Source organism: Bradyrhizobium barranii subsp. barranii, assembly GCF_017565645.3.
GTDB classification, from domain to species: Bacteria; Pseudomonadota; Alphaproteobacteria; order Rhizobiales; family Xanthobacteraceae; genus Bradyrhizobium; species Bradyrhizobium barranii.
The window spans coordinates 6809853-6835513 of the sequence record NZ_CP086136.1; the positions used below are offsets into that span (position 1 = coordinate 6809853).

Annotated in this window: 26 protein-coding genes, 1 tRNA gene and 1 pseudogene; 16 read left to right on the forward strand and 12 right to left on the reverse strand. The window is 64.7% G+C overall.

Features of this window, described 5'->3' with window-relative positions:
• Positions 1-35 precede the first annotated feature (35 nt).
• The 3 genes from J4G43_RS33320 (at position 36) to J4G43_RS33330 (ending at position 2836) form a co-directional block, all read left to right on the forward strand.
• Positions 36-1202, forward strand: coding sequence for an MFS transporter (locus tag J4G43_RS33320; RefSeq protein ID WP_208087522.1), 1167 nt, complete (start codon positions 36-38; stop codon positions 1200-1202).
• Positions 1203-1270: 68 nt separating this feature from the next.
• Positions 1271-1882, forward strand: a complete 612-nt coding sequence (locus J4G43_RS33325) for a PilZ domain-containing protein (RefSeq protein WP_063982484.1) — start codon at positions 1271-1273, stop codon at positions 1880-1882.
• 330 nt (positions 1883-2212) lie between these two features.
• Positions 2213-2836 carry a transglutaminase-like cysteine peptidase gene (locus tag J4G43_RS33330; protein ID WP_028154093.1) on the forward strand — a complete coding sequence of 208 codons (624 nt, stop codon included), beginning with the start codon at positions 2213-2215 and terminating at the stop codon, positions 2834-2836.
• Positions 2837-2954: 118 nt separating this feature from the next.
• Here J4G43_RS33330 and J4G43_RS33335 read toward each other — a convergent pair whose 3' ends face one another.
• Both J4G43_RS33335 and J4G43_RS33340 read right to left on the reverse strand, forming a co-directional pair.
• The gene (locus J4G43_RS33335; RefSeq protein WP_208087523.1) at positions 2955-4718 is read right to left on the reverse strand and encodes a CYTH and CHAD domain-containing protein; all 1764 of its coding nucleotides are present in this window, start codon (positions 4716-4718) and stop codon (positions 2955-2957) included.
• Positions 4719-5169: 451 nt separating this feature from the next.
• Positions 5170-6522, reverse strand: a complete 1353-nt coding sequence (locus J4G43_RS33340) for a metal-dependent hydrolase family protein (protein ID WP_208087524.1) — start codon at positions 6520-6522, stop codon at positions 5170-5172.
• A gap of 357 nt (positions 6523-6879) precedes the next feature.
• Here J4G43_RS33340 and J4G43_RS33345 point away from each other — a divergent pair, with 357 nt between their 5' ends.
• Positions 6880-7086: a hypothetical protein gene (locus J4G43_RS33345; protein WP_063982481.1), complete on the forward strand. Its 207-nt coding sequence runs from the start codon at positions 6880-6882 to the stop codon at positions 7084-7086.
• 14 nt (positions 7087-7100) lie between these two features.
• Here J4G43_RS33345 and J4G43_RS33350 read toward each other — a convergent pair whose 3' ends face one another.
• On the reverse strand, positions 7101-7808 hold the full coding sequence (locus J4G43_RS33350) for a GntR family transcriptional regulator (protein WP_208087525.1): 708 nt from the start codon (positions 7806-7808) through the stop codon (positions 7101-7103).
• Between the two features lie 268 nt (positions 7809-8076).
• Here J4G43_RS33350 and J4G43_RS33355 point away from each other — a divergent pair, with 268 nt between their 5' ends.
• The 6 genes from J4G43_RS33355 to J4G43_RS33380 all read left to right on the forward strand — a co-directional run bounded on the left by J4G43_RS33355 (position 8077) and on the right by J4G43_RS33380 (position 13662).
• Complete coding sequence (locus tag J4G43_RS33355) at positions 8077-9063, forward strand: ABC transporter ATP-binding protein (RefSeq protein ID WP_063982479.1); 987 nt, start codon at positions 8077-8079, stop codon at positions 9061-9063.
• Positions 9064-9105: 42 nt separating this feature from the next.
• Positions 9106-10395 carry an ABC transporter substrate-binding protein gene (locus tag J4G43_RS33360; protein ID WP_208087526.1) on the forward strand — a complete coding sequence of 430 codons (1290 nt, stop codon included), beginning with the start codon at positions 9106-9108 and terminating at the stop codon, positions 10393-10395.
• Between the two features lie 4 nt (positions 10396-10399).
• Positions 10400-11359 carry an ABC transporter permease gene (locus tag J4G43_RS33365; protein WP_038945489.1) on the forward strand — a complete coding sequence of 320 codons (960 nt, stop codon included), beginning with the start codon at positions 10400-10402 and terminating at the stop codon, positions 11357-11359.
• A gap of 3 nt (positions 11360-11362) precedes the next feature.
• Positions 11363-12241 (forward strand): ABC transporter permease, encoded by an 879-nt coding sequence (locus tag J4G43_RS33370; protein ID WP_208087527.1) that lies wholly within the window; start codon positions 11363-11365, stop codon positions 12239-12241.
• Between the two features lie 20 nt (positions 12242-12261).
• Positions 12262-12993, forward strand: a complete 732-nt coding sequence (locus tag J4G43_RS33375) for an aspartate/glutamate racemase family protein (RefSeq protein WP_208089484.1) — start codon at positions 12262-12264, stop codon at positions 12991-12993.
• 177 nt (positions 12994-13170) lie between these two features.
• Positions 13171-13662 (forward strand): hypothetical protein, encoded by a 492-nt coding sequence (locus tag J4G43_RS33380; protein ID WP_208087528.1) that lies wholly within the window; start codon positions 13171-13173, stop codon positions 13660-13662.
• 221 nt (positions 13663-13883) lie between these two features.
• Here the strand turns inward: J4G43_RS33380 and J4G43_RS33385 are convergent, their stop codons facing one another.
• From J4G43_RS33385 to J4G43_RS33395, 3 genes are all read right to left on the reverse strand, one after another.
• Positions 13884-14258, reverse strand: a complete 375-nt coding sequence (locus J4G43_RS33385) for a hypothetical protein (protein WP_208087529.1) — start codon at positions 14256-14258, stop codon at positions 13884-13886.
• Positions 14259-14465: 207 nt separating this feature from the next.
• The gene (locus J4G43_RS33390) at positions 14466-14996 is read right to left on the reverse strand and encodes a gamma carbonic anhydrase family protein (RefSeq protein ID WP_028150041.1); all 531 of its coding nucleotides are present in this window, start codon (positions 14994-14996) and stop codon (positions 14466-14468) included.
• Between the two features lie 106 nt (positions 14997-15102).
• On the reverse strand, positions 15103-15432 hold the full coding sequence (locus tag J4G43_RS33395) for a DUF6949 family protein (RefSeq protein ID WP_014494286.1): 330 nt from the start codon (positions 15430-15432) through the stop codon (positions 15103-15105).
• Between the two features lie 223 nt (positions 15433-15655).
• On the opposite strand from J4G43_RS33395, the gene J4G43_RS33400 reads away from it, so the two are divergent.
• Together J4G43_RS33400 and J4G43_RS33405 are read left to right on the forward strand one after the other, a co-directional pair.
• Entirely contained in the window at positions 15656-16363 is a 708-nt protein-coding gene (locus J4G43_RS33400) for a hypothetical protein (RefSeq protein ID WP_208087530.1), read from the forward strand.
• Positions 16364-16426: 63 nt separating this feature from the next.
• On the forward strand, positions 16427-16831 hold the full coding sequence (locus tag J4G43_RS33405) for a PaaI family thioesterase (RefSeq protein WP_208087531.1): 405 nt from the start codon (positions 16427-16429) through the stop codon (positions 16829-16831).
• 116 nt (positions 16832-16947) lie between these two features.
• On the opposite strand, the gene J4G43_RS33410 is transcribed toward J4G43_RS33405, so the two are convergent.
• Positions 16948-17166, reverse strand: a complete 219-nt coding sequence (locus J4G43_RS33410; protein WP_007602550.1) for a DUF3126 family protein — start codon at positions 17164-17166, stop codon at positions 16948-16950.
• 124 nt (positions 17167-17290) lie between these two features.
• On the reverse strand, positions 17291-18115 hold the full coding sequence (gene cysE, locus J4G43_RS33415) for a serine O-acetyltransferase (RefSeq protein ID WP_014494283.1): 825 nt from the start codon (positions 18113-18115) through the stop codon (positions 17291-17293).
• 276 nt (positions 18116-18391) lie between these two features.
• Here cysE and J4G43_RS33420 point away from each other — a divergent pair.
• Positions 18392-19767, forward strand: a pseudogene (locus tag J4G43_RS33420) (hypothetical protein).
• On the opposite strand, the gene J4G43_RS33425 reads toward J4G43_RS33420, so the two are convergent.
• Both J4G43_RS33425 and J4G43_RS33430 read right to left on the reverse strand, forming a co-directional pair.
• Positions 19753-20508, reverse strand: coding sequence for an alpha/beta fold hydrolase (locus tag J4G43_RS33425; RefSeq protein ID WP_166091920.1), 756 nt, complete (start codon positions 20506-20508; stop codon positions 19753-19755). The pseudogene J4G43_RS33420 and the gene J4G43_RS33425 sit on opposite strands and share 15 nt — an antisense overlap.
• Before the next feature lie 38 nt (positions 20509-20546).
• Positions 20547-21677, reverse strand: coding sequence for a hypothetical protein (locus J4G43_RS33430; protein ID WP_208087532.1), 1131 nt, complete (start codon positions 21675-21677; stop codon positions 20547-20549).
• A 330-nt stretch (positions 21678-22007) separates the two neighbouring features.
• On the opposite strand from J4G43_RS33430, the gene J4G43_RS33435 reads away from it, so the two are divergent.
• Positions 22008-22253 carry a zinc-finger domain-containing protein gene (locus tag J4G43_RS33435; RefSeq protein WP_008562814.1) on the forward strand — a complete coding sequence of 82 codons (246 nt, stop codon included), beginning with the start codon at positions 22008-22010 and terminating at the stop codon, positions 22251-22253.
• Positions 22254-22272: 19 nt separating this feature from the next.
• Positions 22273-23475 carry an FAD-dependent monooxygenase gene (locus J4G43_RS33440; protein WP_208087533.1) on the forward strand — a complete coding sequence of 401 codons (1203 nt, stop codon included), beginning with the start codon at positions 22273-22275 and terminating at the stop codon, positions 23473-23475.
• Positions 23476-23496: 21 nt separating this feature from the next.
• Here J4G43_RS33440 and J4G43_RS33445 read toward each other — a convergent pair whose 3' ends face one another.
• On the reverse strand, positions 23497-23919 hold the full coding sequence (locus J4G43_RS33445) for a twin-arginine translocation pathway signal (RefSeq protein ID WP_166091883.1): 423 nt from the start codon (positions 23917-23919) through the stop codon (positions 23497-23499).
• Positions 23920-24094: 175 nt separating this feature from the next.
• Between J4G43_RS33445 and J4G43_RS33450 the strand changes: the two genes are divergently transcribed.
• A tRNA-Leu gene (locus J4G43_RS33450) sits at positions 24095-24183 on the forward strand.
• 121 nt (positions 24184-24304) lie between these two features.
• On the opposite strand, the gene J4G43_RS33455 is transcribed toward J4G43_RS33450, so the two are convergent.
• Positions 24305-25636, reverse strand: coding sequence for a hypothetical protein (locus tag J4G43_RS33455; RefSeq protein ID WP_225005275.1), 1332 nt, complete (start codon positions 25634-25636; stop codon positions 24305-24307).
• Between the last annotated feature and the right edge of the window lie 25 nt (positions 25637-25661).

Here is a 25661-nt window from a genome sequence, read left to right on the forward strand (position 1 = left end):
CGCACCTTCGAGAGAGGGCTTGGGGAGATGAGACGTTGCGCAATCGCTGGGGCATTCTTGCGATCCTGTTCGTCGTGCGCCTCACCATCGCGTTCCAGTTCCAGAGCGTGGCCGCTGTCGCGCCGTTGCTGCAACAGACTTTTGGCGTCGGGCTCGCCGATATCGGCATCCTGATCGGACTCTATTTCACCCCCGGCATCGTGCTGGCGCTGCCGGGCGGCGCGATCGGCCGGACTCTTGGCGACAAGCCGACGACGATCGCAGCGCTGCTGCTGATGACCGCGGGCAGCCTCGTCATGGCCACCACCGACATCTGGGGCTGGCAGATGGCGGGGCGGCTCGTCTCCGGCGCCGGCGGCGTGCTGCTGACGGTGCAGCTCACCAAGATGGGCACCGACTGGTTCGCCGGGAAGGAGATCGCGACCGCGATGGCGATCTTCGTCAACTCCTGGCCGGCCGGCGTCGCGATCTCGCTGCTGGTGCTGCCGGCGATCGGCACGGCCTATGGCGCGAGCGCGGTGTTCCTGGCGGCGGGCGCACTCACGGCCATCGGTATTGTGCTGGTCACGCTCTATCAGTCGCCGCCGGGTGCCACAGTCAGCGCGGCCGGCCCAGGCCGGCTCGATCCCCTCGCGCTGCTGGCGGTGATCGTCGCGGGCCTGATCTGGGGACTCTTTAATGTCGGCTTCGCCATGATCTTCTCGTTCGGCCCCTCCCTGCTCGCCGAGCGCGGCTGGAGCATTGCGGCGGCAGGCTCCGCGATCAGCCTCGTGATGTGGCTGTCGGTGATCTCGGTGCCGGCAGGCGGCTATCTCGCCGACCGCTTCAAGCGTCCGCTCACGCTCGCGACCGCAGCCAGCCTCATCGTGGCCGGGCTGCTGGCCTGGTTGCCGCGATCGGATGCGGTGATCACGGTCCTCGTCCTGATCGGCCTGATCGGCGGCCATCCGGCCGGCCCGATCATGAGCCTGGCCGCCCGCGTGCTCGCGCCGGAAACAAGGGCGATCGGCATGGGCGTGTTCTACACTCTCTTCTATGCCGCGATGATGCTGGGACCGGCGGTCGCCGGCCGGCTGGCCAAATGGGCCGGGACGGCCGCGGTGGCACTCGACCTCGGCGCGCTGACGGTGCTGGCCTGCCCGCCGCTGATGTGGCTTTTCGAGCGCATTGTGTCTGTCCGTAATCGACGCGCCCAATCCTAACGCGGCGTTAACCCTGTGCACCTTAGGGTCGTCCCGGACTCCGCCAGGCGGGGGGTCGGGTTGTGAAAATGGCGTTGGCGAACAAAAAATTTCTTCCGGCCGCCGAGGAACGACGGCGTTTCCAGCGGGTGAAGGTTCACCTGCTCGGCCGCTACATGCTGCCGGACCGCCGGGAATTCCCCTGCCAGGTGATCAACATGTCGCCGGGCGGACTGGCGCTTCTGGCCCCCGGCATCGGCAATGTCGGCGACCGCGTGGTCGCCTATCTCGACCATATTGGGCGGGTCGAGGGCAAGATCACCCGCATCATCGACAACGGTTTCGCCATGACGGTCGGGGCGACGCCCCGCAAGCGCGACAAGCTGGCGGCCCAGCTCACCTGGCTTGCCAACCGCGACATCCTCAATCTGCCGGAGGATCGCCGCCACGACCGTATCGTGCCGCGCAACCCGATCGCGGTGCTGACGCTCGAGGACGGCACCAAGATGACCTGCCGCATCATCGACCTCTCGCTGTCCGGTGCCGCCATTGCCGCGGAGAACCGCCCGCCGGTGAAATCGATCGTGCTGCTCGGCCGGGTCCAGGGCCGCGTGGTCCGAAACCTCGAGGACGGCTTCGCGCTGGAGTTCATGCACGAGCAGCCGATAGAGACTCTCGAAGAGAGCGTTACCGCGCGGTAAAGCGCAAGGACGCTAAAACGCCTGTATTTCCAGCCCTGAAGGCGGCCTCCGCGATGCGGACGCCGCCTTTTTCGTGTCCGGCGACCGCCTCGCGCGGGTTAACGCGAGGGCTGCGAGCGCGTGCAAACAACAGTTCCGCCAGCGTTTCCGCGTTAATAGATAAAATTTGAATCAATTGAAGTCATTTCAAATCTTAGTCGAATTCGATTCAAGTATAGATCGAATTAATCGCGCCTTTTACTTGTATTCGTCTCGACTTGACTTGGCCGACTTAGCGGCAACTCAAAAGCTCCATGCGAAATGTGGTCCCAACAAGAAACGGGGGCCGCAATGTTGGACTTCAGGGGACAGGGGAAAGGGCTGGCACTGGCTGCCATGCTCTTCGGGATCAGCGCGGCAGCGCAGGCCGGCGAAGGCCGTCTGCTCTACGCGAGCCTCGGCGACACCACGCGTGCGCCGATCGGCTGGGTCGAGTTCTGTGCGGATAATGCCGCTCAGTGCCAGGGCGCGCCGACGCAACCGCGCGACATCGTGATGTCGCAGGCCGCATGGCGCGACCTCGTCAAGGTCAATCGCTGGGTCAACGAGACCGTCAAGCCTTTGACCGACCAGGAGCACTGGGGCGTGATCGAGAAGTGGTCGCTGCCGACCGACGGTTACGGCGATTGTGAAGACTACGTGCTGCTGAAGCGCAAGATGCTGATCGATGCCGGATGGCCGCGCGAGGCCCTGCTCATCACCGTCGTGCGGGACAAGAAGGGCGAAGGACACGCGGTGCTGACGGTGAAGACCGACAAGGGCGAGTTCGTTCTCGACAATCAGAATGAGAACGTCGTTGCCTGGACGGAGACCGGCTACCGCTTCGTCAAGCGCCAGTCACAGAGCGACCCCAATGTCTGGGTCTCACTCGGCGACACCAAGCCGGCGGTCTCCACCGCCAGCGCCAAGAACTAGCAGTCAGGAAAACGAGTTACGCGGCCCGGTCACATCCCCACCCCTCCCCGTCCCAGACCGGTTCGCGCGCGGCCAGCCATCCCCCAATGGCTGGCCGCAACTTTTTTGGGGAGAGCAATCAGCCCTGCGACGACCAGGGCACACGCGCGGCGGTGAAATCGCGCCACGTGCGTTGCAAAGCGGGCTGCACGCCGATCGACGCACGTGCCTGCCAGCCGGCGATCGCCGCGGCCGCGACGGCGCTGTCGGGTTCAGTACCGAGCCCATCGAGCAGCGATGCCGTGACCGCCATGTCGTTGAATGCGCCAAGCTCCTCCTGCAAGGCTGCGAGCCTACGCGAGAAACGTCGCGCCGACTTGCGATCCTCGTACAGCGGCAGCAGGAACTCGCTGAGATAGCGCAGCCGCTTGGTCGCGAGCCGCACCCGGTGCAGCTCCTCGGCGGGAAGCGACTTGAAGCGGCGGCCGCGCTTGAGCACCTTGGCGTATTGCTCCGACAAGATGCGTCGCGCGAAGTCGACGACAGGTTCGGCGAGCTGGCCGAGATCTTCGGCGGCAACGTCGTTGCGCCAGCCTCGCGTCTCGATCCAGTTTCCGAGGCCGATCAGGAACACGGCGCAGCGGCGATCGTCGAGCGCATCATGCGCCTTGCGATAGGCGTCCGACTGGCGCTCGGCCGCAGCCCGGCCCAGCGCATCGAAGCCGGCGACCAACGGACAGGCCTGTGCGATCGTCGGCAAGGTATCGAGCTGGAACACGTCCCAATCACGGGCGGCGGAGAGGTCTTGCGCCAGCCATTTGACCTCCGACCGCAGCGCGTCGAGATTGCTGAGCGCGCCGACCGATCGCATCAGGTCGAGCGCCGATCGCAGCCGGCGCAGCGAGACGCGGAGTTGATGCACGCCTTCCGGGTTGCGCCCGTCCTCGGCCGCCGGCAGCGACTGGAGCAGATGGAGGAAGCAGGAGCGCAGGATCGTCGCGAAGGCCTCGTCGAGCGTGACCGACGCATCGAGGCGAAGTTTTCGCGGGCGACGTGCCGGAGGCGGCTCATCGGCGGCAAGATCAAAGCCGCGCGCCGACTTGGTACGGATGGACGGCTTGACCGCGCCCTGCTCCGCGAGCCGCAGCGCGACCTCGTAGATCGTGCTGGCGCTGCCGCTCTTCAGCTCAAGCTCGATCTCGCTCACCGGTAGCGTGCGATCGCCAGCCGTCAGCTCGCCTTGATCGAAGGCGATTTCGACCGTGCCGGACGGCAAGTCGATCATCCTCGCATGACGACGGATGTTAGCTGTGAAGACGGCTTCGAGCGGCTGCGCCAAGAGGTGGCTACGAAGCTCCTCCGGAATGAAGGGCATCGCCAGAGCGAGATCGGGCGCAAGCGACGACACGCTCGCCTCCCACTCGCCACGGCGCAACGGATCGTCCTCGGCGTCCGTCTTCACGGTCTGCACGAAGCGCGCGCCGCTCTGGCGGACACGCAGGCTCAGGCCATTGCGCCGAAGCAGGCGCTCGGCCGTGTCGTAATAGACCGACTTGAGATGCTTGCGCGTGCCCTTGTTGCGCGCGTTGGCCGTGATGACCGGCGCGGCGTTGAAATGCGCCATGCGATCGGCATCGACGAGCAGCTTGAGCTCGATCTCACCGGCAGGACGCGCAGCAGTGCCGGACTGGGCTGGCTCCGGTGCAGGCGTCGTGTCTTGCGATGGCGTCTGATCAATCACAGCGCCCTCGACGATCGCATGTTCCGGGTCGGGCTCGGCTGCGTCACGTTGCCTGAGGAAGCCGGCGACGACTTGCGTTCTCTTGTTCCTGTCCTTGAGGACAGGATTCCCCTCCGGCGCGCTCATGGTTTTGCGAGCCGGGGTAGCGTCTGATTTCAACATTTCCGGTGACATGACGGTTTGATGACAGAGCGCAGCATATAGCTCGTCAGGCCCGCAAGGAATAGCAACGTTACGTCGCAACGCATCATCGTCCACATGCGCCATGCGCGACGCTAAAGATCGGGCAGGACTGTCATAATTCGTCCGGCGTGACGAATTAAATTGCCGCCGCGTACAGTAAGTGATCGAATTGATAGCGAATCTCGTCGTTCTCGAAACCGAGATGAACGCGTCAGCGAGCTTGACTCATGCTAGCAGAAAAATTCTTTCTGGTTTTGGAGACGCTCAGAAGTCACGCCTCCGATGGTGACAGGCCCGAGATTGTGACAAGCCCCGCGCGGCCTCCTGCGCTCCCGGAGATCGCAAAAGGCTCTCGACCAGGAAAGCCGGTTCCTGACGAGCGCGGCTAGAAGCGATTGAATTTCGCGGGCTCACACCTGCCCAGCGCGCATCAATGCGCGAGCCTGTTCTTGTAGATCCTTCCGTCCTTCATGATCACCACAAAATTCTTCGCGGGATCTTCGACCAGCTTGATGTCGTCGAGCGGATTGCCGTCGACCAGCAGGAGATCGGCGAGCGCGCCCTCCTCGACCACGCCGAGCTTGCCGGGATAGGGATTGCGCAGGCCCGACAGATTCAACAGTTCGGCATTGGTCGACGTCGCCATCGCCAGCGCTTCGGCCGGCGTGTACCAGCGCGTCAGCGCGGCCAGCATCGAGCCCTGCTTGTCCGCCAATGCCTTCGAGAACAGGACGTCAGTGCCGAACGCGGTCTTGATCTTGTACTTCTTCGCCAGCGCATAGACGCGGTCAGTGCCGGCAACGACCTGCCGCATCTTGTCCTGCTCCGACGGTCCCAGCGCCGCGGCGCCGGAGATATCAAGGAATGGTTGCGTGCTCAGCCAGACGCCCTTCTCCGCGATCAGCTTCGCGCTCGCCTCATCCATGAGATGTCCGTGCTCGATGCATCTCACGCCGGCCGCGATCGAGCGCTGGATCGCGACCGGCGTATAGGCGTGCGTGGCGACGTAGGTGCCCCAGTTGTCAGCGGCTTCGACGGCCGCGCGCAATTCGGGCTCGGTGAAGGTGGAGACGTCGAGCGGGCTGAAGGGCGACGCGACGCCGCCACCCGCCGTGAGCTTAACCTGCGAGGCGCCCTGCATGAGCTGCTCGCGCGCGCGCACGCGAACCTCGTCCGGGCTGTCGGCGACCAGGCTGCCGCCGATCAGCTCCATGCGGCTGAGCATGCCGCCGATGGTTCGCGGCAGATCGGTGAGCTGGCGGAAATCGCCATGACCGCCGGTGATGGTGATGATGGCGCCGGACGGATAGATGCGCGGACCGGCGACGAGACCCTCGTCGATGGCCCGCTTGAGGCCGAAACTCGGCCCGCCCATGTCGCGTATGGTGGTGAAGCCGCGCATCAGCGTCGCTGTCGCCTCGCTGGCGGCGAGCAGATTGTTGTAGCCGACATCGCCGAGGGCCGCGGCCGGCGTCGGACGCACCAGCATTGCGTGCCAATGCGCGTCGATCAGTCCCGGCATCAACACCCGGCCGCCGCCGTCGATCACTTGGCCGGTGGCCGCGATGTCGGTGGTGGAAATCTTCTCGATCGTCCGGTTCCTGATCAGGACGTTGGACGCGGCCGAGAGCGCGGCGTTCTTTCCGTCGAATATCCGGACGTTGCGGAACAGGACGCCGGAGTCTTGCTGGGCTTCTAAGGGCAACGGGCTGCCGAGGCTTCCAATCGACACAAGCAATGCGGCGGCTCTGAAGAGTCCGGCCGGCGTGGTCCAACCCCACATGTCCAATCTCCACGCAGATCCGGGCGAACGCCAGCCAGCTGACGCCGCGCGATGCAGCTATGGATTGATGCCTGCAAACCGCATCGAGTCAATTTGCAACCACAGGGAGGTTTTGCAAATCAGCCATACGGACGCGAAGAGAAGCGTCCCCATCAAGTTGGATAGGCGAATGGGTAAGTGCACCTGTCGCACTCGCGTCGAACTCAAATTAAAACGCACTATCGATTTCGACCCGCCAGCAACGGTAGATTGCAACTTTCTCGCTCGGGAGTACGATCCTGCTCGGTCTACGCGATTTGAGCCACTGGGCAGGAGGGGCTTGCGGTCGTCTGTAGAATTCAAATGACGAGGCGTAACATGGTGGCGCAAACGAGTGACGGACGCATCCTGCTGGCCAAGAAGCTCGGCGGGCTCATCGCAATCATCTTGGGATGCCTGCTGACGGCCGTAGGAGTGACGTTCGAATACAGCGGCATGACTTTCGTCGGCGTGTTGTTGCTCGTCCTCGGAGCCGTCCTGCTGGTGCTCAAGATCATGAGGCGAAATCAGGAACGTCCGTTCTGACAGACGGCAGGCGGTCACACGCCCAGCACGTCGGCGAGCCGCAGCTCGTCGGCGGCGGGATCCTTCAAGAACAGCTCGGCCTCGATCTCGTCCAGATGCGACAGCATCTGCACGCGCGCAGCCTGCTTGTCGCGCTTGCGGATCGCGGCGACGATGCCGGCGTGATGATCGGTGCCGCAGGCCGGCGTGTCGTGGCGGCGGTAGAGCAGGATGATGAGCGAGGAGCGCGCGATCAGCTCTTTCAGGAAGCCAAGATAGATGCTGTGGCCGCTCATCTCGGCGACGAGACGATGAAACTCGCCGGAGAGCCGAACCGAGGCGCGCGCGTCACCGCGCAGCTCCGCCTCGCGCTCCTCGACGAGATGCTGATGGAGGCGATCGATCCAGGCCGGTGACACCGCATCGATCGCGTGATCGACGATGGTCGGCTCGATCAGGCGGCGCGCCTCGAACACTTCACGGGCATCGCCGGGCGTCGGCCGCGCGACGAAGGCGCCGCGGTTCTTCTCGATGTTGACGATGCCTTCATGTGCAAGCTGCTGGAGCGCCGTGCGGACCAGCGTACGGCTCGCGCCGTAGATCTCGCCGATCTCGTCCTCGCCGAGCTTCGTACCGGGCAGCAGGCGATGCTCGAGGATCGCGGCGGTCACCCCCTCCCTGATACGGCTGACGCGATCGCTCGCATCTGGCGCGTCGGATTTCGTGCGAGTCTTGGCGGCCATCAGTTCGAAGGGTTGGGTGTGAGGGCTCGATCGGCGACGTTCGGCCTTGAATGTTAGTCGACGACCTGTATCCAATCACAGGCGAAAGTTTATACAATCCGCGCCCGTTTTGTGTGCAGCGAGGCAGACGGGCGCTGGGACGGCCGAAGGCGGCGGATTTGATCTAACGACCTGACTCTGCTGCACAGTTCTGGAATTCAGCCGGCCAAGGGCGGTTGGCACGGACCTTGCGGAGAGACGGGAGCATCGCCCCTCCCTTGGACACGCCATGGCCACTCCCGCCGCTCTCGAACTGGTCGCCGTCACCAAGCGCTACGACACGACGCTGGCGGTCGACACCGTCAATTTGAAGATCCCGGCCGGGACCTATTGCTGCCTGCTCGGCCCCTCCGGCTGCGGCAAGACCTCGACCTTGCGGATGATCGCGGGCCATGAGGCGGTCAGCAAAGGCGACATCATCCTCGGTGCGCAGAACGTGACCGACCTCGAGCCCGCCAAGCGCGGCACGGCGATGATGTTCCAGTCCTACGCGCTGTTTCCGCATCTGACCGTGCTCGACAATGTGGCGTTTGCGCTCAAAATGCGAGGCGTCGACCGCGCGACCAGGCACAGGCGCGCCGGCGAATTGCTCGAGCTGGTGGCGATGACACCCTATGCGGGCCGGCTCCCGGCCCAACTCTCCGGCGGCCAGCAGCAGCGCGTGGCGCTGGCTCGCGCACTGATCACCGAGCCGCAGATCCTGCTGCTCGACGAGCCGCTCTCCGCGCTCGATCCGTTCCTGCGGGTGAGGATGCGCGGCGAGTTGAAGCGCCTTCAGCGCGAGCTCGGCATCAGCTTCATCCAGGTCACCCACGGCCAGGAAGAAGCGATGGCGCTCGCCGACCACATCGTGGTGATGAACCAGGGTAGGATCGAACAGCAAGGCACCGCGCGCGAGATCTTCCACCGCCCCCGCACCGAATTCGTGGCGCGCTTCATCGGCGGCCACAACGTCCTCAGCGATGCCGGAAACCTCATCGCCGTGCGCGCCGATCAGCTCGGCATCGCGCCGTTCGCCGAGGGCGCGTTCGGCGCGCCGGCGCTGCTGACCCAGACCGAGTACCAGGGCTCCTACATCGCCGTCTCGCTCACGCTCGACGACGGCACCGCCCTGTTCTCCCACCTCCCCGAGGCCGCCTTCGACGTCCACCCCTTCCGTCCGGGCGATCGCGTGCTGGCCACCTGGGATCCCGCCAAGGCGCAACGCCTGCAATAGCGCCGATCGATCACTGGAATGCGCAACAGAGGAGTGACTGATATGACCGAGACCATCAGGACGAAAGGCGTCAGCCGCCGCACGCTGCTCAAGGGCACCGCAGGTCTCGCGGGCCTCGCCGCCGGCTCCGGCGCCATCACCGGCTTCCCCTACGTGAAATCGGCCGATGCGAAGGTGCTGCGCTATCTCGGCACCGCCGTGAACGAGGGCGACGACATCTCCAAGCAGTGCCTCAAGGACACCGGCATCAAGATCGAATACATCACCGCGACCACCGACGACGTCACCAAGCGCGTGATGACCCAGCCCAACTCCTTCGACGTGCTGGACACCGAATATTTCTCGCTGAAGAAGATCGTGCCGTCGGGCAACATCCTTGCCCTCGACGCCAGGAAGATCAAGGAATTCGACAACATCACGCCGGTCTTCACCAAGGGCGAGACGCCCGGCGGCAAGAAGATCGGCGGCCAGGGTACGGCGCCCTGGAAGGTGCTCTATCTCGAAGGCAAGGACTCCAAGAAGTTCGCGACGTCGGCGACCGAGTTCGTCACGCTGATCCCGACCGTCTACAACGCCGACACGCTCGGCATTCGTCCCGACCTGATCAAGCGGCCGATCAGCTCGTGGTCGGAGCTGCTCAATCCCGAATTCAAGGGCAAGGCCTCGATCCTCAACATCCCCTCGATCGGCATCATGGATGCCGCGATGGTCGTGGAAGCCACCGGCAAGTACAAATATGCCGACAAGGGCAACATGACCAAGGAAGAGATCGATCTCACCATGAAGGTGATGACCGAAGCCAAGAAGGCGGGGCAATTCCGCGCCTTCTGGAAAGACTTCAACGAGAGCGTCAACCTGATGGCCTCGGGCGAGACGGTGATCCAGTCGATGTGGTCGCCGGCGGTGACCAAGGTGCGCTCGATGGGCATCCCCTGCACCTTCCAGCCGCTCAAGGAAGGCTACCGCTCCTGGGCTTCGGGCTTCTGCGTCTCCAAGGGCGTGTCCGGTCCGAAGCTCGAATGGGCCTATGAGTTCGTCAACTGGTTCCTGTCCGGTTATGCCGGCGCCTATCTCAACCGCCAGGGCTACTACTCCGCCGTGCTCTCCACCGCGAAGGCGCATATGGAGCCGTACGAGTGGGCGTACTGGATGGAAGGCAAGCCGGCCGAGAAGGACATCAAGGCGCCCGACGGCTCGCTGCTCGAGAAGGCCGGCGCGGTACGCGACGGCGGCTCCTACGAGGACCGCATGGGCGGCGTCGCCTGTTGGAACGCGGTGATGGACGAGAACGACTACATGGTCCGCAAGTGGAACGAGTTCATCGCGGCCTAACGTGATGGACACGTCAGAGGACATCCTGCAACAGGCGTCCCCGGGATTGATCCCGGGGTCGGGCACGGCGCGCGCCGCGAAAGCGACGCGCCTGTCGCCGTCCTTCATCTCCTGGCTCCAGGCCGGGCCGATGATGCTGGTGTTTCTCGCCTTCTTCCTGATCCCGCTGGTCTTCGTCGTCATCGTCTCGTTCTGGGACTACAACGAATACCAGCTGCTGCCGGCCTTCTCCGGCCGCGGCTACACCGACACGTTCGAGGGCTGCATCGCGCAGCTCCCCGATCTCTGCACCATCGCCAAGACCTATCTGAAGACGCTGAAGCTGTGCTTCCTGGTCTGGGTCATCACGCTCTTCATCGGCTTCTGGGTCGCCTACTTCCTCGCCTTCCACGTCAAGTCCAAGACCTGGCAGATGGGACTGTCGCTGCTCTGCACGATCCCGTTCTGGACCTCCAACGTCATCCGCATGATCGCCTGGATCCCGCTGCTCGGGCGCAATGGCCTCGTGAACTCCGGACTGGTCAAGAGCGGATTGATCAACCATCCGCTGGAATGGCTGCTGTTCTCCGAATTCTCCGTGGTGCTGGCGCTGGTTCACCTCTTCACCTTCTTCATGGTGGTGCCGATCTTCAATTCGATGGTGCGCATCGACAAGTCGCTGATCGAGGCGGCCTATGATGCCGGCGCCACCGGCTTCCAGACCCTGGTCAACGTCATCATCCCGCTCTCCAAGCCCGGCATCGTGATCGGCTCGATCTTCGTCATCACCATCGTGATGGGCGACTTCATCACCATCGGCGTGATGGGCGGCCAGCAGATCGCCGCCGCCGGCAAGATCATCGAGACGCGGGTGAACGCGTTGCAATTCCCGGCTGCCGCCGCGAACGCCGTGATCCTGCTCATCATCACCTTCCTGATCATCACCATGATGTCGCGCATCGTCGACATCAAGAAGGAGCTCTAGAGCATGAAGGAGGGACGCCTGCGCTCGTTCTACGTGCTCGCGATCTTCTTCGCGGCCTATGTGCTGTTTCTCTACGGCCCGATGATCGCGATCTACGTCCTCTCGTTTCAGGGGCCGCAGGGCGGCCTCACCTTCCCGATGAACGGCGTGTCGACCTTCTGGATCGCAAAACTGTTCCAGGGCACCGGCATCGTCGATCTCGGCGCGGCCTTCCGCCGCTCGCTGCTGCTTGGCCTGATCGTGATGGTTGTGACCGTCGTGCTGTCGGTCGCCGCCGGCATGGCCTTCCGCCGCAAGTTCAAAGCACAGGGCATTCTATTTTACTCGGCGATCGCGAGCCTGATCGTGCCCTCGATCATCACCTCGCTCGGCATCTCGCTTGAATTCCGCATCATCGACGACCTGATCAAAGCGCACTGGAACGAGAATTTCGAGACCTCGATGGGCCTGCTGACCTCGGGCTTAGGTGCGCACCTGACCTGGACGCTGCCGTTCGGCCTGCTCATCATGTTCGCGATCTTCAACCGCTTCGATCCCAGGCTCGAGGAAGCCGCGCGCGATCTCGGCGCGACGCCTTGGCAGGCCTTCCGTCATGTCGTGCTGCCGATCATTCTGCCCTCCGTCATCGGCATTGGCCTGTTCGGCTTCACGCTGTCCTGGGACGAGCTTGCCCGCTCCAGCCAGGCGATCGGGGCGGTGAACACGCTGCCGCTCGATCTCCAGGGCCTCACCACCACCGTGACGAATCCCGACATCTACGCGCTCGGCACCGTGATCTCGGCGGTGTCGTTCACCGTGATCGCCCTTGCACTCGGCACCATCCACATGCTCAACAAGCGGCAGGCGGCCAAGGGCTCGGATGCCGGCCAAGGGCTTGTCTGACAAGGGGCTTGTCTGAACTGATGCGGCTGCACGTCGTCAATCCCAACACCACCGCGTCGATGACGGCGAAGATCGCCGCAGCGGCACGCAGCGTCGCCCTGCCCGACACATTGATCGACGCGCGCCAGCCCGCGATGGGCCCGGTCTCGATCGAGGGCTTTTACGACGAAGCCTTCGCCGTGCCCGGCATGCTCGGCTGCATCCGCGACGCCGACCGCGACGGCACCGACGCCCACATCATCGCCTGCTTCGACGACACCGGCCTCGACGCCGCGCGTGCCGCCGCGAAAGCGCCGGTGATCGGCATCGGGGAAGCCGGCTTCCATATGGCGAGCCTGATCGCGGCGCGCTTTGCCGTGGTGACGACGCTCGGTGTCTCGATCGTGCCGATCGAGCATAATTTGCGGAAATACGGCCTCGCCGAGCGCTGCGCGCGTGTCCGCGCCGCCGAGGTCCCGGTGCTCGCGCTCGAGGAGCGCAATACTGATGCCCTCGGCAAGATCTCCGCGGAGATCACCGCCGCGGTCCGCGACGATCGGGCGGAAGCCGTCGTGCTCGGCTGCGCCGGCATGGCTGATCTCGCCGCCGAGCTAGCCGCCACACATGGCCTGCCCGTGGTCGACGGCGTCGCCGCGGCGGTCGCGCTGGCAGAATCACTGGTGCGGCTGGGACTGAAGACCTCCCGACTCGGGCCCTATGCGGCGCCGCGCTCGAAGACCTATTTGGGGCCGTTTTCGTCGTTCCAGCCTTGATCCCGGCTCTTTTCGGGGACCTTCAGGGGCCTCAAGACCAGCTAATTGCTGGTTTTTTGCCGTTAGCCTCTTTTTGGTCCCATTTGTTGCCGAATGGTAACACTTTCGGGATGTCCCGGCGACCTCTGGTTGCCGCACTTCGCCACTCACCAAGTTTCAATTTGGGTTTTGTCAGCGATGATCGATCTCGCCCAGGACAGGCCGTCCAACCCCCTCTTTCGCCTTGGCGCCCAGCCGATTGCGCTGACCGCCGCAGCCCTCCTGCTCCTCATCGCCGGCGTGACCTCGATCGCGATCTGGCGCGCCTCTACCGGCGCAACTCCTGAAACCGACCGGGTGGTGGCGTCGCGGCAGCTCCAGGCCCGCACGGCCCAGGCATCCGAGCAACTCGTCGAGAAGACCAAGGGTCTGGAGGCGACCCAGCAGGAATCGATCGACCAGCTCCAGGTCGTGCAGGACCAACTCCAGACCATGAAGCGCCTGATGGCGGCGCAGCAGGCCGACACCAAGCGCCTGTCCGAACAGGTCACGACGCTGAACGAGTCCATCGACGGCCTTCGGCAGTCCTTTGCCAGCGTCCGGGCCACGGAAGCGGAGACACCCTCGGTTACCCGCAGGAAACTGTCGCGCCGTGTCCACGCCAGCGCCCGCAAGCGTTCGCGCGGCTAGCCGGGTCAGGGTCCGCGACTTAAATTTTTCCACATGTGAACTGGATCACATTCCCCCGTATGATTCCGCGCCATGCTCCCGGTTACCGGATGGCGTGAGCCGATTTCAATGTCCGGGGCTGGCAAGGTCGTTGACGGTATACTGCGTCAACGGCCTTGTTCTTTAGTGGGTCCAGTCTTTTGGCAGATCTGGCTTCCTAGTCTGGCTGAGCCTCGCGGCCGCTATTCGCAGACATCCACGCGGCGGACACGCCAGCCTGCCGGCGTCATGACCCGCTTCCGCACCACGTAACAGCCGCCGTAACCGCCGTCGTCATAGCCGGTACCATAGTAATAGGGATCGCCGTAGCCGTAGCCGTAATAGCCGCCGTAGTAGCCGGCGCCGGCGATACCTGCCCCGATCGCCACTCCGGGCCAGAAGCCGCCGCCACGCCAGTGGCCGCCATGGCCCCAGCCGCCACCATGGCCCCAGCCGCCGCCGCCGTGGCCCCAGCCACCGCCACCATGACCGAAACCGCCCCGCGCCTCAGCCGCCTGCGGCGCCGACAAGCCGACTGCCGCGACGGCCAGCGCCGCCATCATCATCTTCCGCAACATCACTCGATCCTCCGCGTGGAGACGTTCCACGCTCAAAGCGGGACCAAGCTAACGTCACCCGCGCCTTCCTGACAGCCTCACTGTCTCACTTCCGCGCGAGCATCAGCAGCCGCGATCGAAGCACGTGAATCCGAGGGAAGCTGACGCCGCGGCGCGAGCGGACCGCTATGCGGCGGCCGCCATCTTCTCGGCGGCCCACATCTATTCTCAGCCGATCCGCTTCAGGCCTTTCTTGAAGCGCGGGCCGTTGGCCACGTAGAACCTCGCCGCACTCCCCATCTTCTGCACCTGGGCGTCGTCGAGCGTGCGGATCACGCGCGCGGGCGAGCCGATGATCAGGGAACGTTCGGGAAATTCCTTGCCCTCGGTGATGACCGAGCCCGCGCCGACGATGCTGTTGCGGCCGATCTTCGCGCCGTTCATCACGATCGAGCCCATCCCGACGAGCGCGCCCTCCTCGATCGTGCAGCCGTGCAGGATGACGTTGTGGCCGACGGTGCAGTTCTTGCCGATGACCAAGGGAAAGCCGAGGTCGGTGTGGCAGGTCGAGCCATCCTGCACATTGGCGCCCTCGCCGATCTCGATCCATTCATTGTCGCCGCGCAGCACGGCGCCGAACCAGACGCTCGCACCCGGCTTCAGGCGCACGCGGCCGATCACGGTCGCGGTCTCGGCGATGAAGTAATTCCCGTCGGCGGGAAGATCGGGTGCCTGTCCGTCGAGCTCGTAGATCGCCATGGGATTCTCCTGTCGCGTCAACCCCAGCCATAGCGAAACGGCGACGCTGAGGCAAAGGGCCGCCGCGCCACGCAGGGGACGCAGAGTATCCCGTGCAACGGAAGCGTCAGACCAGAACGCCGGCGGCGCGTAGCGTCATCAGGAAGAAGGTGCCGCTCATCATGCTCCAGAAGCCGGCGATGACGGTCGCCATCATCACGAATTCGACGCGGCGGCTTTCCACCCGCATGCCACGCAACGTGTTGCGCATGATGATGAAGGGCGCCGCGAAGACCAGGAACGGAACCGCGGCAAACGTCTTCGGCGCCACGCCGTCCTGCAACAGGCCAAAACCGGCGGGCCGCTGGGCAAACGCCTGGTATCCGTTCACGAGCGCTCCCGCGAGCGCGAAACCGATGCAGATCGAGAACAGAGAATTGAAGGCTTCAGGTGTCATCGGAACGGTCCGCCCTTACGCAACGCCGGAGCCTTCCTGTGACAAAGAGTGCCGGTTAACGCTACATTATCCTTAAGGGAAGGTTAACGTCGGTGGCCCATCCACGCAGGGCCCTCCCCCGTCCCGGCGGCCGGGAACGCTCCGCGAATTCGCCGCCGCATGGCATATTCGCCGCTGATTCGTCGGCCACCGGCCGACTTCCCGGTTCGACTTGCGCAAGCTCATGACGATGTTTTCGGCAGCTCCCCTTAGGTCCTCCAGGACGCACCCTCGGGCGCATGTCGTCCCGATCGTGCTCGGCGGCACTGCGGCGCTGGGCGCGGTGGCGCTCGTCGCCTACTTGCTATGGCCGACCTGGGGCTCGGGCGGCGCGAATGCTCCGGACCGGCTGCCGGTGAGTGTCGGCGGCACGCTGTTCAACGTTCCCACGACCGCGATCAGGATGAAGATTCAGCGGCACTCCGGGCCGCAGGAGCGCATCGATCTCGACTTCCTCTACCCTTCGCTTGAGCCGCCGGGCGCGCCGAAACATGTCACGGCCGACACCGTGGAAGAGGCGATGCAACCGATCGACCGTGTCTTCCTGTCGATATCGGCGCATCACGATGCGCTGGCGCCGGAGCAGCGAACAGCCACGATCTATCCGCGCTATCTCGACCAGGCCGCGACCAGTGCGGCGGACGGCCTGACGATGCGGATGTTCCGCGCCGACACGCCCTATGGCAGCGAGGACTTCTATTCCGCCGCAAGCCCCGCGCTGACCGCACGCTGCACGCGCGATGCCGCCACGCCCGGCATGTGCCTTTCCGAACGCCGTGTCGGCGGCGCCGATCTCACCTTCCGTTTTCCGCGGAGCTGGCTGTCGCAATGGCGCGATGTCGCGGAAGCGCTGGACCGGCTGTCAGCGCAATTGCGCGGACCGAAGGGCTGACCCCCGATCGCTTTGCGCCGCATTGACCGGCTGATAGGCTCGTCGCCAACAACATCAAGCGCGGTGATCGACGTGACCGATGCAGCAGCAAACCTGCCTCCGGGCGCCCAATTGTTGGGGCGCGAATGGCTCGGCTTTGACGAGGGCGGGCGGGCCTTGATCCGCTTCCAGGCTCAGCCCGCGTTCACCAACAGGCATGGCACGATCCAGGGCGGCTTCCTCGCGGCGATGCTGGACTCCGCCACAGGAATTTGCGCGCTGGCCGCGCTTTCTCCTGACCTGACCGTGGTCACAAGAAGTCTGGATACGCGCTTCCTGAAGCCTGCAGCGGTCGGAGCCATCACGGCACGCGCGCGCGTTGTCGAACGGACGGATCGCGATATGGTCGTGCAGGCCGATCTCGTCGATGCGAACGGCATCACTGTCGCTGATGCCACGGCGCGGCTGCGCATTCTCGCGAAGAAATAGAACTACGGAACCGCGGAGCTAACGTTCGTCATTGCGAGCAGAGCGAAGCAATCCAGAATCCCTCCGCGGAAAGATCCTGGATTGCTTCGCTTCGCTCGCAATGACGGAGAGAGAAACTATTCCTGATCGACGAGATCGTCCTCGAGGATCGCCATCTGGAATTGGAACGAGCGATCATCATCCTCGTCATCGACGAAGAGCACGCCGATGAACTCCTCGCCGATATAAACCTCGGCGGAATCATCCTTCTTCGGCCGCGGCACGACGCGGATCTTGGGATTGCCGAATACGCGCTTCAGATACGCGTCGAGCTTCCTTACTTCCTTGACGTCCACGGCAAGTCTCCAATCGAAATCTGGGTTGGCGGGGTTTTAGGACGAGACGCGACGAACCGCCAGCATGAATTGCCAAAGAATTTGGGGACGAGCAGGGCCGGAGAATCCGGCCCTTTTCTCTCGCTCAAAGTCCCATCGCGTTGATCATCTGATCCATGGTGCGCGACGGCTCGGCGCAGCCGGCCTCACCAACGATCTTGGCGGGCACACCGGCAACCGTGACGTTGTGCGGCACCGGCTTGACCACGACCGAGCCGGCGGCAATGCGCGCGCAATGACCGATCTCGATGTTGCCGAGGATCTTTGCGCCGGCGCCGATCAGGACGCCGTGACGGATCTTCGGATGGCGGTCCTCGTTCTCCTTGCCGGTGCCGCCGAGCGTGACGCCGTGCAGGATCGAGACGTCATCCTCGATCACCGCGGTCTCACCGCAGACGAAGCCGGTGGCGTGGTCGAGGAAGATGCCGCGGCCGATGCGCGCGGCGGGATTGATGTCGGTCTGGAACACCGCAGACGCGCGGCTCTGGAGATAATACGCAAAGTCCTTGCGGCCCTTCAGATAGAGCCAGTGCGCGAGGCGATGGGTCTGAATGGCGTGAAAGCCCTTGAAGTAGAGCAAGGGGTCGATGAAGCGCGACGTCGCGGGATCGCGGTCGTAGACGGCGACGAGATCGGCGCGGAAGGCGTTGCCGAGATCGGGAGCCTCGCGCAGAGCCTCGTCATAGGTCTGGCGAACGAGATCACCCGACAGCGCGGAATGATCGAGCCGGTCGGCGAGACGATGGATCACCGAATCTTCCAGGCGACTGTGATGCAGCACCGTCGAGTAGATGAAGGTCGCAAGCTCCGGCTCGCGATGGACGATGTCCTCCGCCTCGCCGCGGATCCGATCCCAGATCGGATCGAGCGTTGCGAGCTTTCCTCCCGGACTGACCTGATGCACTGCCATAGGATCTGCTCTTTCGAATTGGCTCATTTTGCTGGCTCTATACCACAGTCTAGCCGACGAAGTCCCGACGGGCTTGCCTGAGAGTGAACAGTGAGTTGCTCCGCGAAAGCACGCCAACGCCTTGAAACACAACAGTTTCTTCTGACGCCCCCAGGCGGCGAGGTCGGCTGAAAATGGTCAGGATTTTGCCAAATTCAAGCCGGGCAGCGTCAAACTATTGGTGAATTCCGCCTCGACGGCTATCGCGGGCATGGTCGGGAACACGACGGAGCGGATTTGAGCATCACCACCGATCAATTGCGCGCGGGCGCCGCGGGCTCGCTTTGGCTGCGGCTGGCGGCGGTGGGACTGCCCCTCCTCTTGATCGCGCCGGCGTTCTGGAACGGCTATCCGCTGTTGCAATGGGATACCGGCGGCTATCTGGCGCGCTGGTACGAAGGCTATCTGGTCCCGAGCCGCTCCACCGTGTTCGGCCTCTATCTGCACTACGGCGAGAATTTCGGCTTCTGGATCAATCTCGCGATCCAGTCGCTGGCGACGCTGTGGCTGTTGCAACTGACGCTGCGCGTACTCGGGTTGATGCAGACGTCTCGCTTCGTCGCGATCAGCCTCTGCCTGATCCTGTCGACCGCGCGGCCCTGGCTCGCGAGCATGCTGCTCACGGACATCTTTGCAGGGCTGTCGATCCTGTCCCTGTTCTTGCTGGTCGTCGGCGCGAGCCGGACGTCGGGCCTCGAAAAGATCTCGCTGTTCGTCTTCACCGCCTTTGCCGCCGCAACCCACAGCGCCACACTCGGCGTGCTGCTCGGGCTCTGCGCCGCCGGCTGGATGGTGCGGCCGTTCCTCGGCGCGCGCCTGCCGCTCGCCGGATTGGCGCAGGCGAGCCTCACCATCGTCGCGGGCGGCCTGATGCTGGTCTCGGCAAACCACGCGCTGTCGGGCAAATGGGCCTGGACGCCCGGCGGCTATGGCGTCGCTTTCGGACGCATGATGCAGGACGGTATCGTCGCGCGCTTCCTGAGCGATCATTGCCCGCGCGAGCGCTACAAGCTCTGTCCCTATCGCGACCAATTGCCAGCGACCGCCGACGAGTTCCTGTGGGGCAAGAGCATGTTCAACACGCTCGGCCGCTTCGAAGGCATGAACGACGAGATGGGCTATATCGTCGTGCATTCGCTCGCCGACTATCCGGCGTGGCAGGCCGGCGCGGCGTTGCGGGCGATGGGCCAGCAATTGCTGCATGTGGCCACCGGCGAAGGCACCAGTGTCTGGATCGGGCACACCTACGGCATCATCGAGCGCTACATCCCGGCGCAAGTCGCGCCGATGCGCGCGGCGCGGCAGCAGAATCACGGCCTCGATTTCGATCACATCAACTGGCTGCACGTTCCCGTCGCATTAGCCTCGATGCTGGCGCTGGTCGGGTTGCTCGCGCATGCGCTCGCAAGCCGCAGGCCGACGATCTGACGCTGCTGGCGGCAACCGTCACGCTGGCGCTGCTCGGCAACGCCTTCATCTGCGGCGTGATCTCGGGCCCCCACGACCGCTACGGCGCGCGGATGGTGTGGGTCGCGACCTTCGTGGTGCTGATGGCGCTGGCACGTCGTTTCGGTGACGACTTGCCTGACGACGAGACCTCAGCCGCGGCGTGACAGGAAGTCGAGCACGCCGGTCTTGTAGACCTTGTCGCCGACCGCACGCATGTGGTCGCGGTTGGGGATGTCGAGCACTTCCGATCCCGGGATGATGGCGCCGAGCGCGCTGGCGGATCCTGCGACGTCGTCGGCGCTGCCGACCGCGATCAGCACGGGCACGTCGATGCGCGCGGCCTCTTCCTTCGTCATGAGGTCGCGGGTGCCGCGCAGGCAGGCGGCGAGCGCACGACGGTCGGAACGGGTCTGATCGGCGAAGGCGCGAAACGTGCGGCCGACCGGATCGGTGACGTCGTCGAGCGTGGGCGCCTCCAGCGCCTTCGCGACGTTCTCGCCGGGCCCGGTGCCCTCGATCAGGCCGCCGATGCCGATGCCGCCGAGGATCGCCGAGCGCAGGCGCTGCGACTCGTTGAGGGAGAGCCAGGCCGTCATCCGCCCGCCCATCGAATAGCCCATCATGTCCGCCTGCGGAATCGCGAGATGATCCATCAGCGCGAGCACGTCGCCGGCCATGGTCGGGATCGAGTACTGCGTGGGATCGTAGAGCTTTGCGCTTTCGCCATGGCCGCGATTGTCCAGCGCGATGACACGGCGGCCGTTCTTGCGCAGTTCCGAGACCCAGGTCGGATAGACCCAGTTCACGTTCTTGCTCGAGGCAAAGCCGTGCACCAGGATGATCGGATCGCCCTCGCCTTCGTCGAGATAGGCAATTTCAACGGCGCCGTTGTGAAAGCTCGGCATCAGCAGTTCCGGAAGTCGTTGTGGGGGAGAGATTGATCTTAGGCGGTAAGCGCCGCGTCCGCCAGAGCGGATTGGGCTGCCGCCCGGCGGAGCCGCCGCGCCCGCCTGCGATCGCACCAGGCCTGGGTCAGGCGCTCCGTCGCCGCCTTGATCGAGGACAGCAGGCCGAACAGCGTCAGTGCCGCGCCGAACAGCCAGAGCGCCAGATCGAACATGCCGCCGACGAGCAGCAGCGCGCCGCGGCCGAGCAGCTTCATGATCGCGCGGGTCTTGCCGCCCTCCGCTTCCGCAAGCCGGGCCGCGCGCGCGACGTCCTTCGGGCCTTCGGCGATGCGCAGCGTATCCATGGCGCCGCGCGTGCCGGTCTTTTCGGCAACGCGGGTGACGTCCTTGCCGAGCCGGACCAGGGCACCGACCTTCTCGGCGCGGAACGCGGCCTTGATCGCGCTCGCGGTCTCGCCGGGGCGGAACACCGAACCCTTGACGACGGCGTTCTGGAGCATTGTCGTATCGACCACCTCACGCGCCGACCGGCCGGCCCATGCGGCAAGTCCCTCGCCGAGACGTCCGACCTTGCGGGCATCCTTCACCAGCGTCAGTCCAGCGCGCACGGGCGCGGCGCCGCCGACCGACACGTAGGTCACCGCCGTCACCGCAAGGCCGGCGGTCGCAAGGCCGAGCACCAGATGGTCGGTGTCCTCGCCCATGGCGAGACGCTTGCCCTCGCGCACGACGTCCCTGATGTCGCCGATCACGAAGAGATCGCCGGCGACGGTTCCGGACAGGCTCGCGACATCGTCGGCGTTGCCGGTGACGAGGCCGGTGGCGAACCGTTTGGCGAAATGCTGCGTGGAATTTTCTTCCTTGACCGCATCGCTGACGCGGTTGAGGAGGTCGTCGGGCAGCGCGATGTTACGTTCACGCACCAGCGCGACAAAACTGTCGGCGAGATCAGCGTCGCCGGCGGCGAGCGCGGCCTCGATATTGTCCTGAACCAGGCGGTCGTTCTGCCGCAGCAGCGCATCGAGCTTGAGCTCGGAGAGCGCCGCCGGATCGTCCTGGGCGGAGAGGAGCGCGCCGGCCTCGCGGGCATGCGGCGCTACCTGCGCGAGCATGAAGCTGCATGCTGCAATACCGGTCAACGCCGTGCTGATTCGCAGCCACTTCATGCCAAGAGTCATACCAAGAGTTGTGCCAAGAGCCTGGACGATCCCGAGATCATTGCGCCTGTTGGTTCGTCTTTCGTCGCAATTCCGCGCGTCCAAAGACATAGTATGCCAAAATTGCGACACAACGTCCCCGACGAAAGAAGGGCTTCTCTCAGGCCGCAAGATTGTGTCGAATTTGCATGAGCAAATGAGCATGGGGCAATTGCGAACCTTTCGGTTCCGCTGGACTAGCAATCATCTGCACCCAACAGTATGGTCCGCGGCGCCTCAAAGATGCCGCGTCAGTGTTTGATTGTGTCTGCCGCCATTGCCACTCCAGGATGAACTACGATGTCCGACCATGTCGTCCCGCACTTCCATAACGATGCCGGTGTCCCCGTCATCGAGATCGGCTCGCAAGAGTTCATGTGCGTCGGCGCCAATCCTCCGTTCGATCATCCGCACGTCTTCCTGGACCTCGGCAACGACAACGAGATCATCTGCCCCTATTGCTCGACGCTGTACCGTTTCGCCGCCGACCTGAAGCCGGGCGAAGCCCGTCCGCCGGAATGCGTGCTGAAGGACAAGGTGGCCTGACCGCCTCTCACGGTCAGGGGTGGCGCTCTCCCGAACGATTGTCATCGCCGGTGCCGGCATAGGTGGACTGACGGCCGCGCTTGCGCTCGCAGCCCGTGGCTTCCGCATCGTCGTGCTGGAAAAGGCCGAGCGGCTCGAGGAAGTCGGCGCCGGCCTGCAACTCTCCCCCAACGCCAGCCGCGTGCTGGTCGAGCTCGGCCTCACCGAGGGGCTCAAGCGAAGCGCCGTCACGCCTGAGGCGCTCTGCGTCATGAGCGCGCGGGCCGGCGGCGAACTGCTGCGCATGCCGCTCGGCGAAGCCGCTTCCGCGCGGGCCGGCGCACCCTATTGGGTGGTGCATCGCGCCGACCTGCAATCCGCGCTGGCCGGTGCGGTCTCCGACCATCCCGATATCGATCTGAAGTTAGGTGCGACCTTCGAGGATGTGGCGCCCCACGCCAAGGGGCTGACGGTCGTCCATCGCAGCGGCACGATACGCCGCAGCGATCTGGCCAGCGCACTGATCGGCGCCGACGGTATCTGGTCGACGGTACGCCAGCATCTGTTTCCCGAGGTGCAGCCGCGCTTCTCCGGCCTGATCGCCTGGCGCGGCACGCTCGATGCCACGCAACTGCCGAAGGATTTTACCGCGCGGCGGGTCCAGCTCTGGATGGGTCCGAACGCCCATCTCGTGGCTTATCCGATCGCCGGCGGGCGCCAGATCAACGTGGTCGCGGTGCTGCCGGGGACCTGGAACAGGCCCGGCTGGAGCACGCCGGGCGACCCCTTCGAGGTGATGGACGCCTTCGCGGCACCGCGCTGGCCATCGCAGGCCAGGATGATGCTCACGGCCGTCGACAATTGGCGCAAATGGGCGCTGTTCGGCGTGCCCGACGGCTGCCCCTGGAGCCAAGGACCGGTCGGCCTGCTCGGTGACGCCGTGCATGCGATGCTGCCATTCGCGGCCCAGGGCGCCGGCATGGCGATCGAGGACGCCGCCGTGCTCGCCCGGCATCTGAGCCTCGAGGCTGCCGAGAGCGCGGCCGGTATCGCGGCGGCGCTGAAGCAATATGGCCGCGCGCGGCAGGCGCGGGTGCGGCGGGTGCAGCGGACGGCGCGGCAGCAGGGCCGCATCTATCATCTCGGTGGGCCGCTCGCGATCGCGCGCGATGTTGCGATCCGCGCGCTCGGCCCGGAGCGCATGCTGGCGCGACAGGACTGGATCTACGGCTGGCGGCCCTGAGGCGGGCGCAATCGTGTCAACTCAGCGAACGGCGCTACCGGATTTCGGGGCGGGCTTGATGTCCGGCCGCTGTGGAGCAGAGGCCGCCGGCGTCGCACCGGGCGGCGTTTCCCGGCACTTGTTGCGGCGCCATGCGTCCTCGGCAAGTTGCGACTGCCCGCGCACCGCGATGTAGTCGTTGCGATAGGCGAGCTCGGATACGACAGCGCCGCCGGTCCCGGTCTCCGCCTTGTCCATCAGCTTCTGCAAATCCGCGGTGCGGGTAGCGAGCGCCTTGCGCTCGCCCTCGAGCTGCTTGCAGTCGTACAATTCGTATTTGCCGGGGTCGGCAAAGGCCGGAGCGACCGTCTCGCTCATGCTGGCGCAGCCGGACAGTGCGCCGCCCGCAAGCAGCACAACGAGCGCGCCGCAGAAGCGCAGCGGAGAGGGAAGCGAAGCAGCCATGCCGGATAAATAGTCCCCGTGGATTGAGAATGCCTAAAGCAACAACAGATGTCCGGATTGAGGCTTTGCCTTGCGCAGCCGGCTCGCTTAAGGAAGAACCGCCCATCCGGCCCGCGAAACGCGCCAATTCCAGACGGCCGGAGGTGGACTTAACTAGTTGATCTCGTTGGATCAAGCGGGCATGGCGGAATTGGTAGACGCAAGGGACTTAAAATCCCTCGGCGCGCAAGCGCTGTGCCGGTTCGACCCCGGCTGCCCGCACCATCGGAGCTGACGGGGCGAGCCTCCGCCCAAAGGCGGACGGCAGACCGATGCAGTCACGAACCGGCTGGAGCCCCCGCGGGGGCAAGGCGCGGTCCTTTTCCGGCGGACACGGCGGCATGCGTTATGACTGCACACCGTCCGTCTGCAGCCGCCTCGGTCCGGCGCGAAAGTCGAGCAGCAGGATCCAGAAACTTGTCAGCGCAATGATGAGGAGGATGAAGCTGCCCTCGAATGCCGTCCCAAGAATCGAGATCAGTGCCGGAAAGGCGAGACCGACGGCGAGGAACGCGGCAAGTGACAGGGCCGGAAGATCGACGACGAGGATCGCGGCATAAAGCGCGAGCTCGAAGAAGGCATATTCCTTGAGGCGCGGCGAGCTGAGATAGAGCGCAAACATCGCGAACACCGTGATGCGCATGGCGACGCGGGGATGATCGATCAGCCAGCGATCCAGTCGCGCAAGAAGTGATCCGCCGTCCTGCGCCGGCTGGCTCGCGACCACGCGCAGGATGGACAAGGCGAACGGCACCAGCACGAGCGCGAGTGCTGCGAATGCATAGGTCGCGAACGTCGCCGCCTTGCTGTCACCGAGGCCGGCATGATCCATGAGGTCGCGCGCCGCCAGCAGCAGCGACGGATTGATCTCGAAGAGATCGACGAGATGCTGGTCGGGGATCTTTCCGCCCATCGCCAGTTGCCAGCTCGCGAACAGCTCGGGGTACATCAGCCGCGATATCAGGATCGGCAAGGCGAAGCTGAACGCCGCAACCGCGATCAGCGCGAGCTTGCGACCGCGTGGCAGCGGCAGGAAATAGAGCGCGGCCAGCACGGGAAAGAACACCAGCTTGAACGACGTTACGAGGCCGAGCAGCGCGGCGCCGGCGAGCCGCGGCGGAAAACTGCGATCCTCGGGCGCGCCGGACGCAGCCGGAGAAAGCAGGAGTCTCAGCGCAATCGCGGTCAGCACGCCGCTCAGGATCGCGAAGTTGCCGGACGCCTGCACCCATTCGAAACCGACGAACGCGCCGAGCGTGCAGAGCACCCTCAGCGCAACATCGCGCGCGCCCGCGCGCGTTCGGCCAAGACCGGGCAAGAGGAGCCCGCAAAGCACGGCGAGGACAGGAAAGATGCCCTTGTAGTGATCGACCAGAAGTCCACCCGCGCACAACGGGCGGAAGACATCCAGCGTCACCGGCAGATAGGGATAAGAGAGCTTGGTGCCCTTCAGGTTCTTGACGAAATAGGGATCGAGCCCGCTGGCATAGGCATCGACCGCCGCGCAATTGACGCGAGTGTCCCAGCCATATTTCATATCGAGCACGGCGTCGTTGGCGAGATTGCCGAGCACCAGCAGTGCGGTCAGTGCGATCAGGCAGGCGAGCCAAAAGTTCCGCCGCGAAGCCATGTCGGCCGAGGGGTCCAACCATCGTGCTGCACCGGTGACATCGGACACAATCGGATACCTTGTTGGGCCGGGT

Excerpts from the sequence above, each read along its gene's own strand:
- J4G43_RS33390 (WP_028150041.1), bottom strand. The coding sequence starts at position 14,996 with ATGGCGATCTACGAGCTCGACGGACAGGCACCCGATCTTCCCGCCGAC.
- J4G43_RS33355 (WP_063982479.1), top strand. The coding sequence starts at position 8,077 with ATGGCCACTCCCGCCGCTCTCGAACTGGTCGCCGTCACCAAGCGCTAC.
- J4G43_RS33360 (WP_208087526.1), top strand. The coding sequence starts at position 9,106 with ATGACCGAGACCATCAGGACGAAAGGCGTCAGCCGCCGCACGCTGCTC.
- J4G43_RS33335 (WP_208087523.1), bottom strand. The coding sequence starts at position 4,718 with ATGTTGAAATCAGACGCTACCCCGGCTCGCAAAACCATGAGCGCGCCG.
- J4G43_RS33325 (WP_063982484.1), top strand. The coding sequence starts at position 1,271 with ATGGCGTTGGCGAACAAAAAATTTCTTCCGGCCGCCGAGGAACGACGG.
- J4G43_RS33430 (WP_208087532.1), bottom strand. The coding sequence starts at position 21,677 with ATGAAGTGGCTGCGAATCAGCACGGCGTTGACCGGTATTGCAGCATGC.
- J4G43_RS33385 (WP_208087529.1), bottom strand. The coding sequence starts at position 14,258 with ATGTTGCGGAAGATGATGATGGCGGCGCTGGCCGTCGCGGCAGTCGGC.
- J4G43_RS33445 (WP_166091883.1), bottom strand. The coding sequence starts at position 23,919 with ATGGCTGCTTCGCTTCCCTCTCCGCTGCGCTTCTGCGGCGCGCTCGTT.
- J4G43_RS33400 (WP_208087530.1), top strand. The coding sequence starts at position 15,656 with ATGACGATGTTTTCGGCAGCTCCCCTTAGGTCCTCCAGGACGCACCCT.
- J4G43_RS33340 (WP_208087524.1), bottom strand. The coding sequence starts at position 6,522 with ATGTGGGGTTGGACCACGCCGGCCGGACTCTTCAGAGCCGCCGCATTG.
- J4G43_RS33375 (WP_208089484.1), top strand. The coding sequence starts at position 12,262 with ATGCGGCTGCACGTCGTCAATCCCAACACCACCGCGTCGATGACGGCG.
- J4G43_RS33380 (WP_208087528.1), top strand. The coding sequence starts at position 13,171 with ATGATCGATCTCGCCCAGGACAGGCCGTCCAACCCCCTCTTTCGCCTT.
- J4G43_RS33395 (WP_014494286.1), bottom strand. The coding sequence starts at position 15,432 with ATGACACCTGAAGCCTTCAATTCTCTGTTCTCGATCTGCATCGGTTTC.
- J4G43_RS33370 (WP_208087527.1), top strand. The coding sequence starts at position 11,363 with ATGAAGGAGGGACGCCTGCGCTCGTTCTACGTGCTCGCGATCTTCTTC.
- J4G43_RS33345 (WP_063982481.1), top strand. The coding sequence starts at position 6,880 with ATGGTGGCGCAAACGAGTGACGGACGCATCCTGCTGGCCAAGAAGCTC.
- J4G43_RS33435 (WP_008562814.1), top strand. The coding sequence starts at position 22,008 with ATGTCCGACCATGTCGTCCCGCACTTCCATAACGATGCCGGTGTCCCC.
- cysE (WP_014494283.1), bottom strand. The coding sequence starts at position 18,115 with ATGGCAGTGCATCAGGTCAGTCCGGGAGGAAAGCTCGCAACGCTCGAT.
- J4G43_RS33330 (WP_028154093.1), top strand. The coding sequence starts at position 2,213 with ATGTTGGACTTCAGGGGACAGGGGAAAGGGCTGGCACTGGCTGCCATG.
- J4G43_RS33365 (WP_038945489.1), top strand. The coding sequence starts at position 10,400 with ATGGACACGTCAGAGGACATCCTGCAACAGGCGTCCCCGGGATTGATC.
- J4G43_RS33350 (WP_208087525.1), bottom strand. The coding sequence starts at position 7,808 with ATGGCCGCCAAGACTCGCACGAAATCCGACGCGCCAGATGCGAGCGAT.
- J4G43_RS33425 (WP_166091920.1), bottom strand. The coding sequence starts at position 20,508 with ATGCCGAGCTTTCACAACGGCGCCGTTGAAATTGCCTATCTCGACGAA.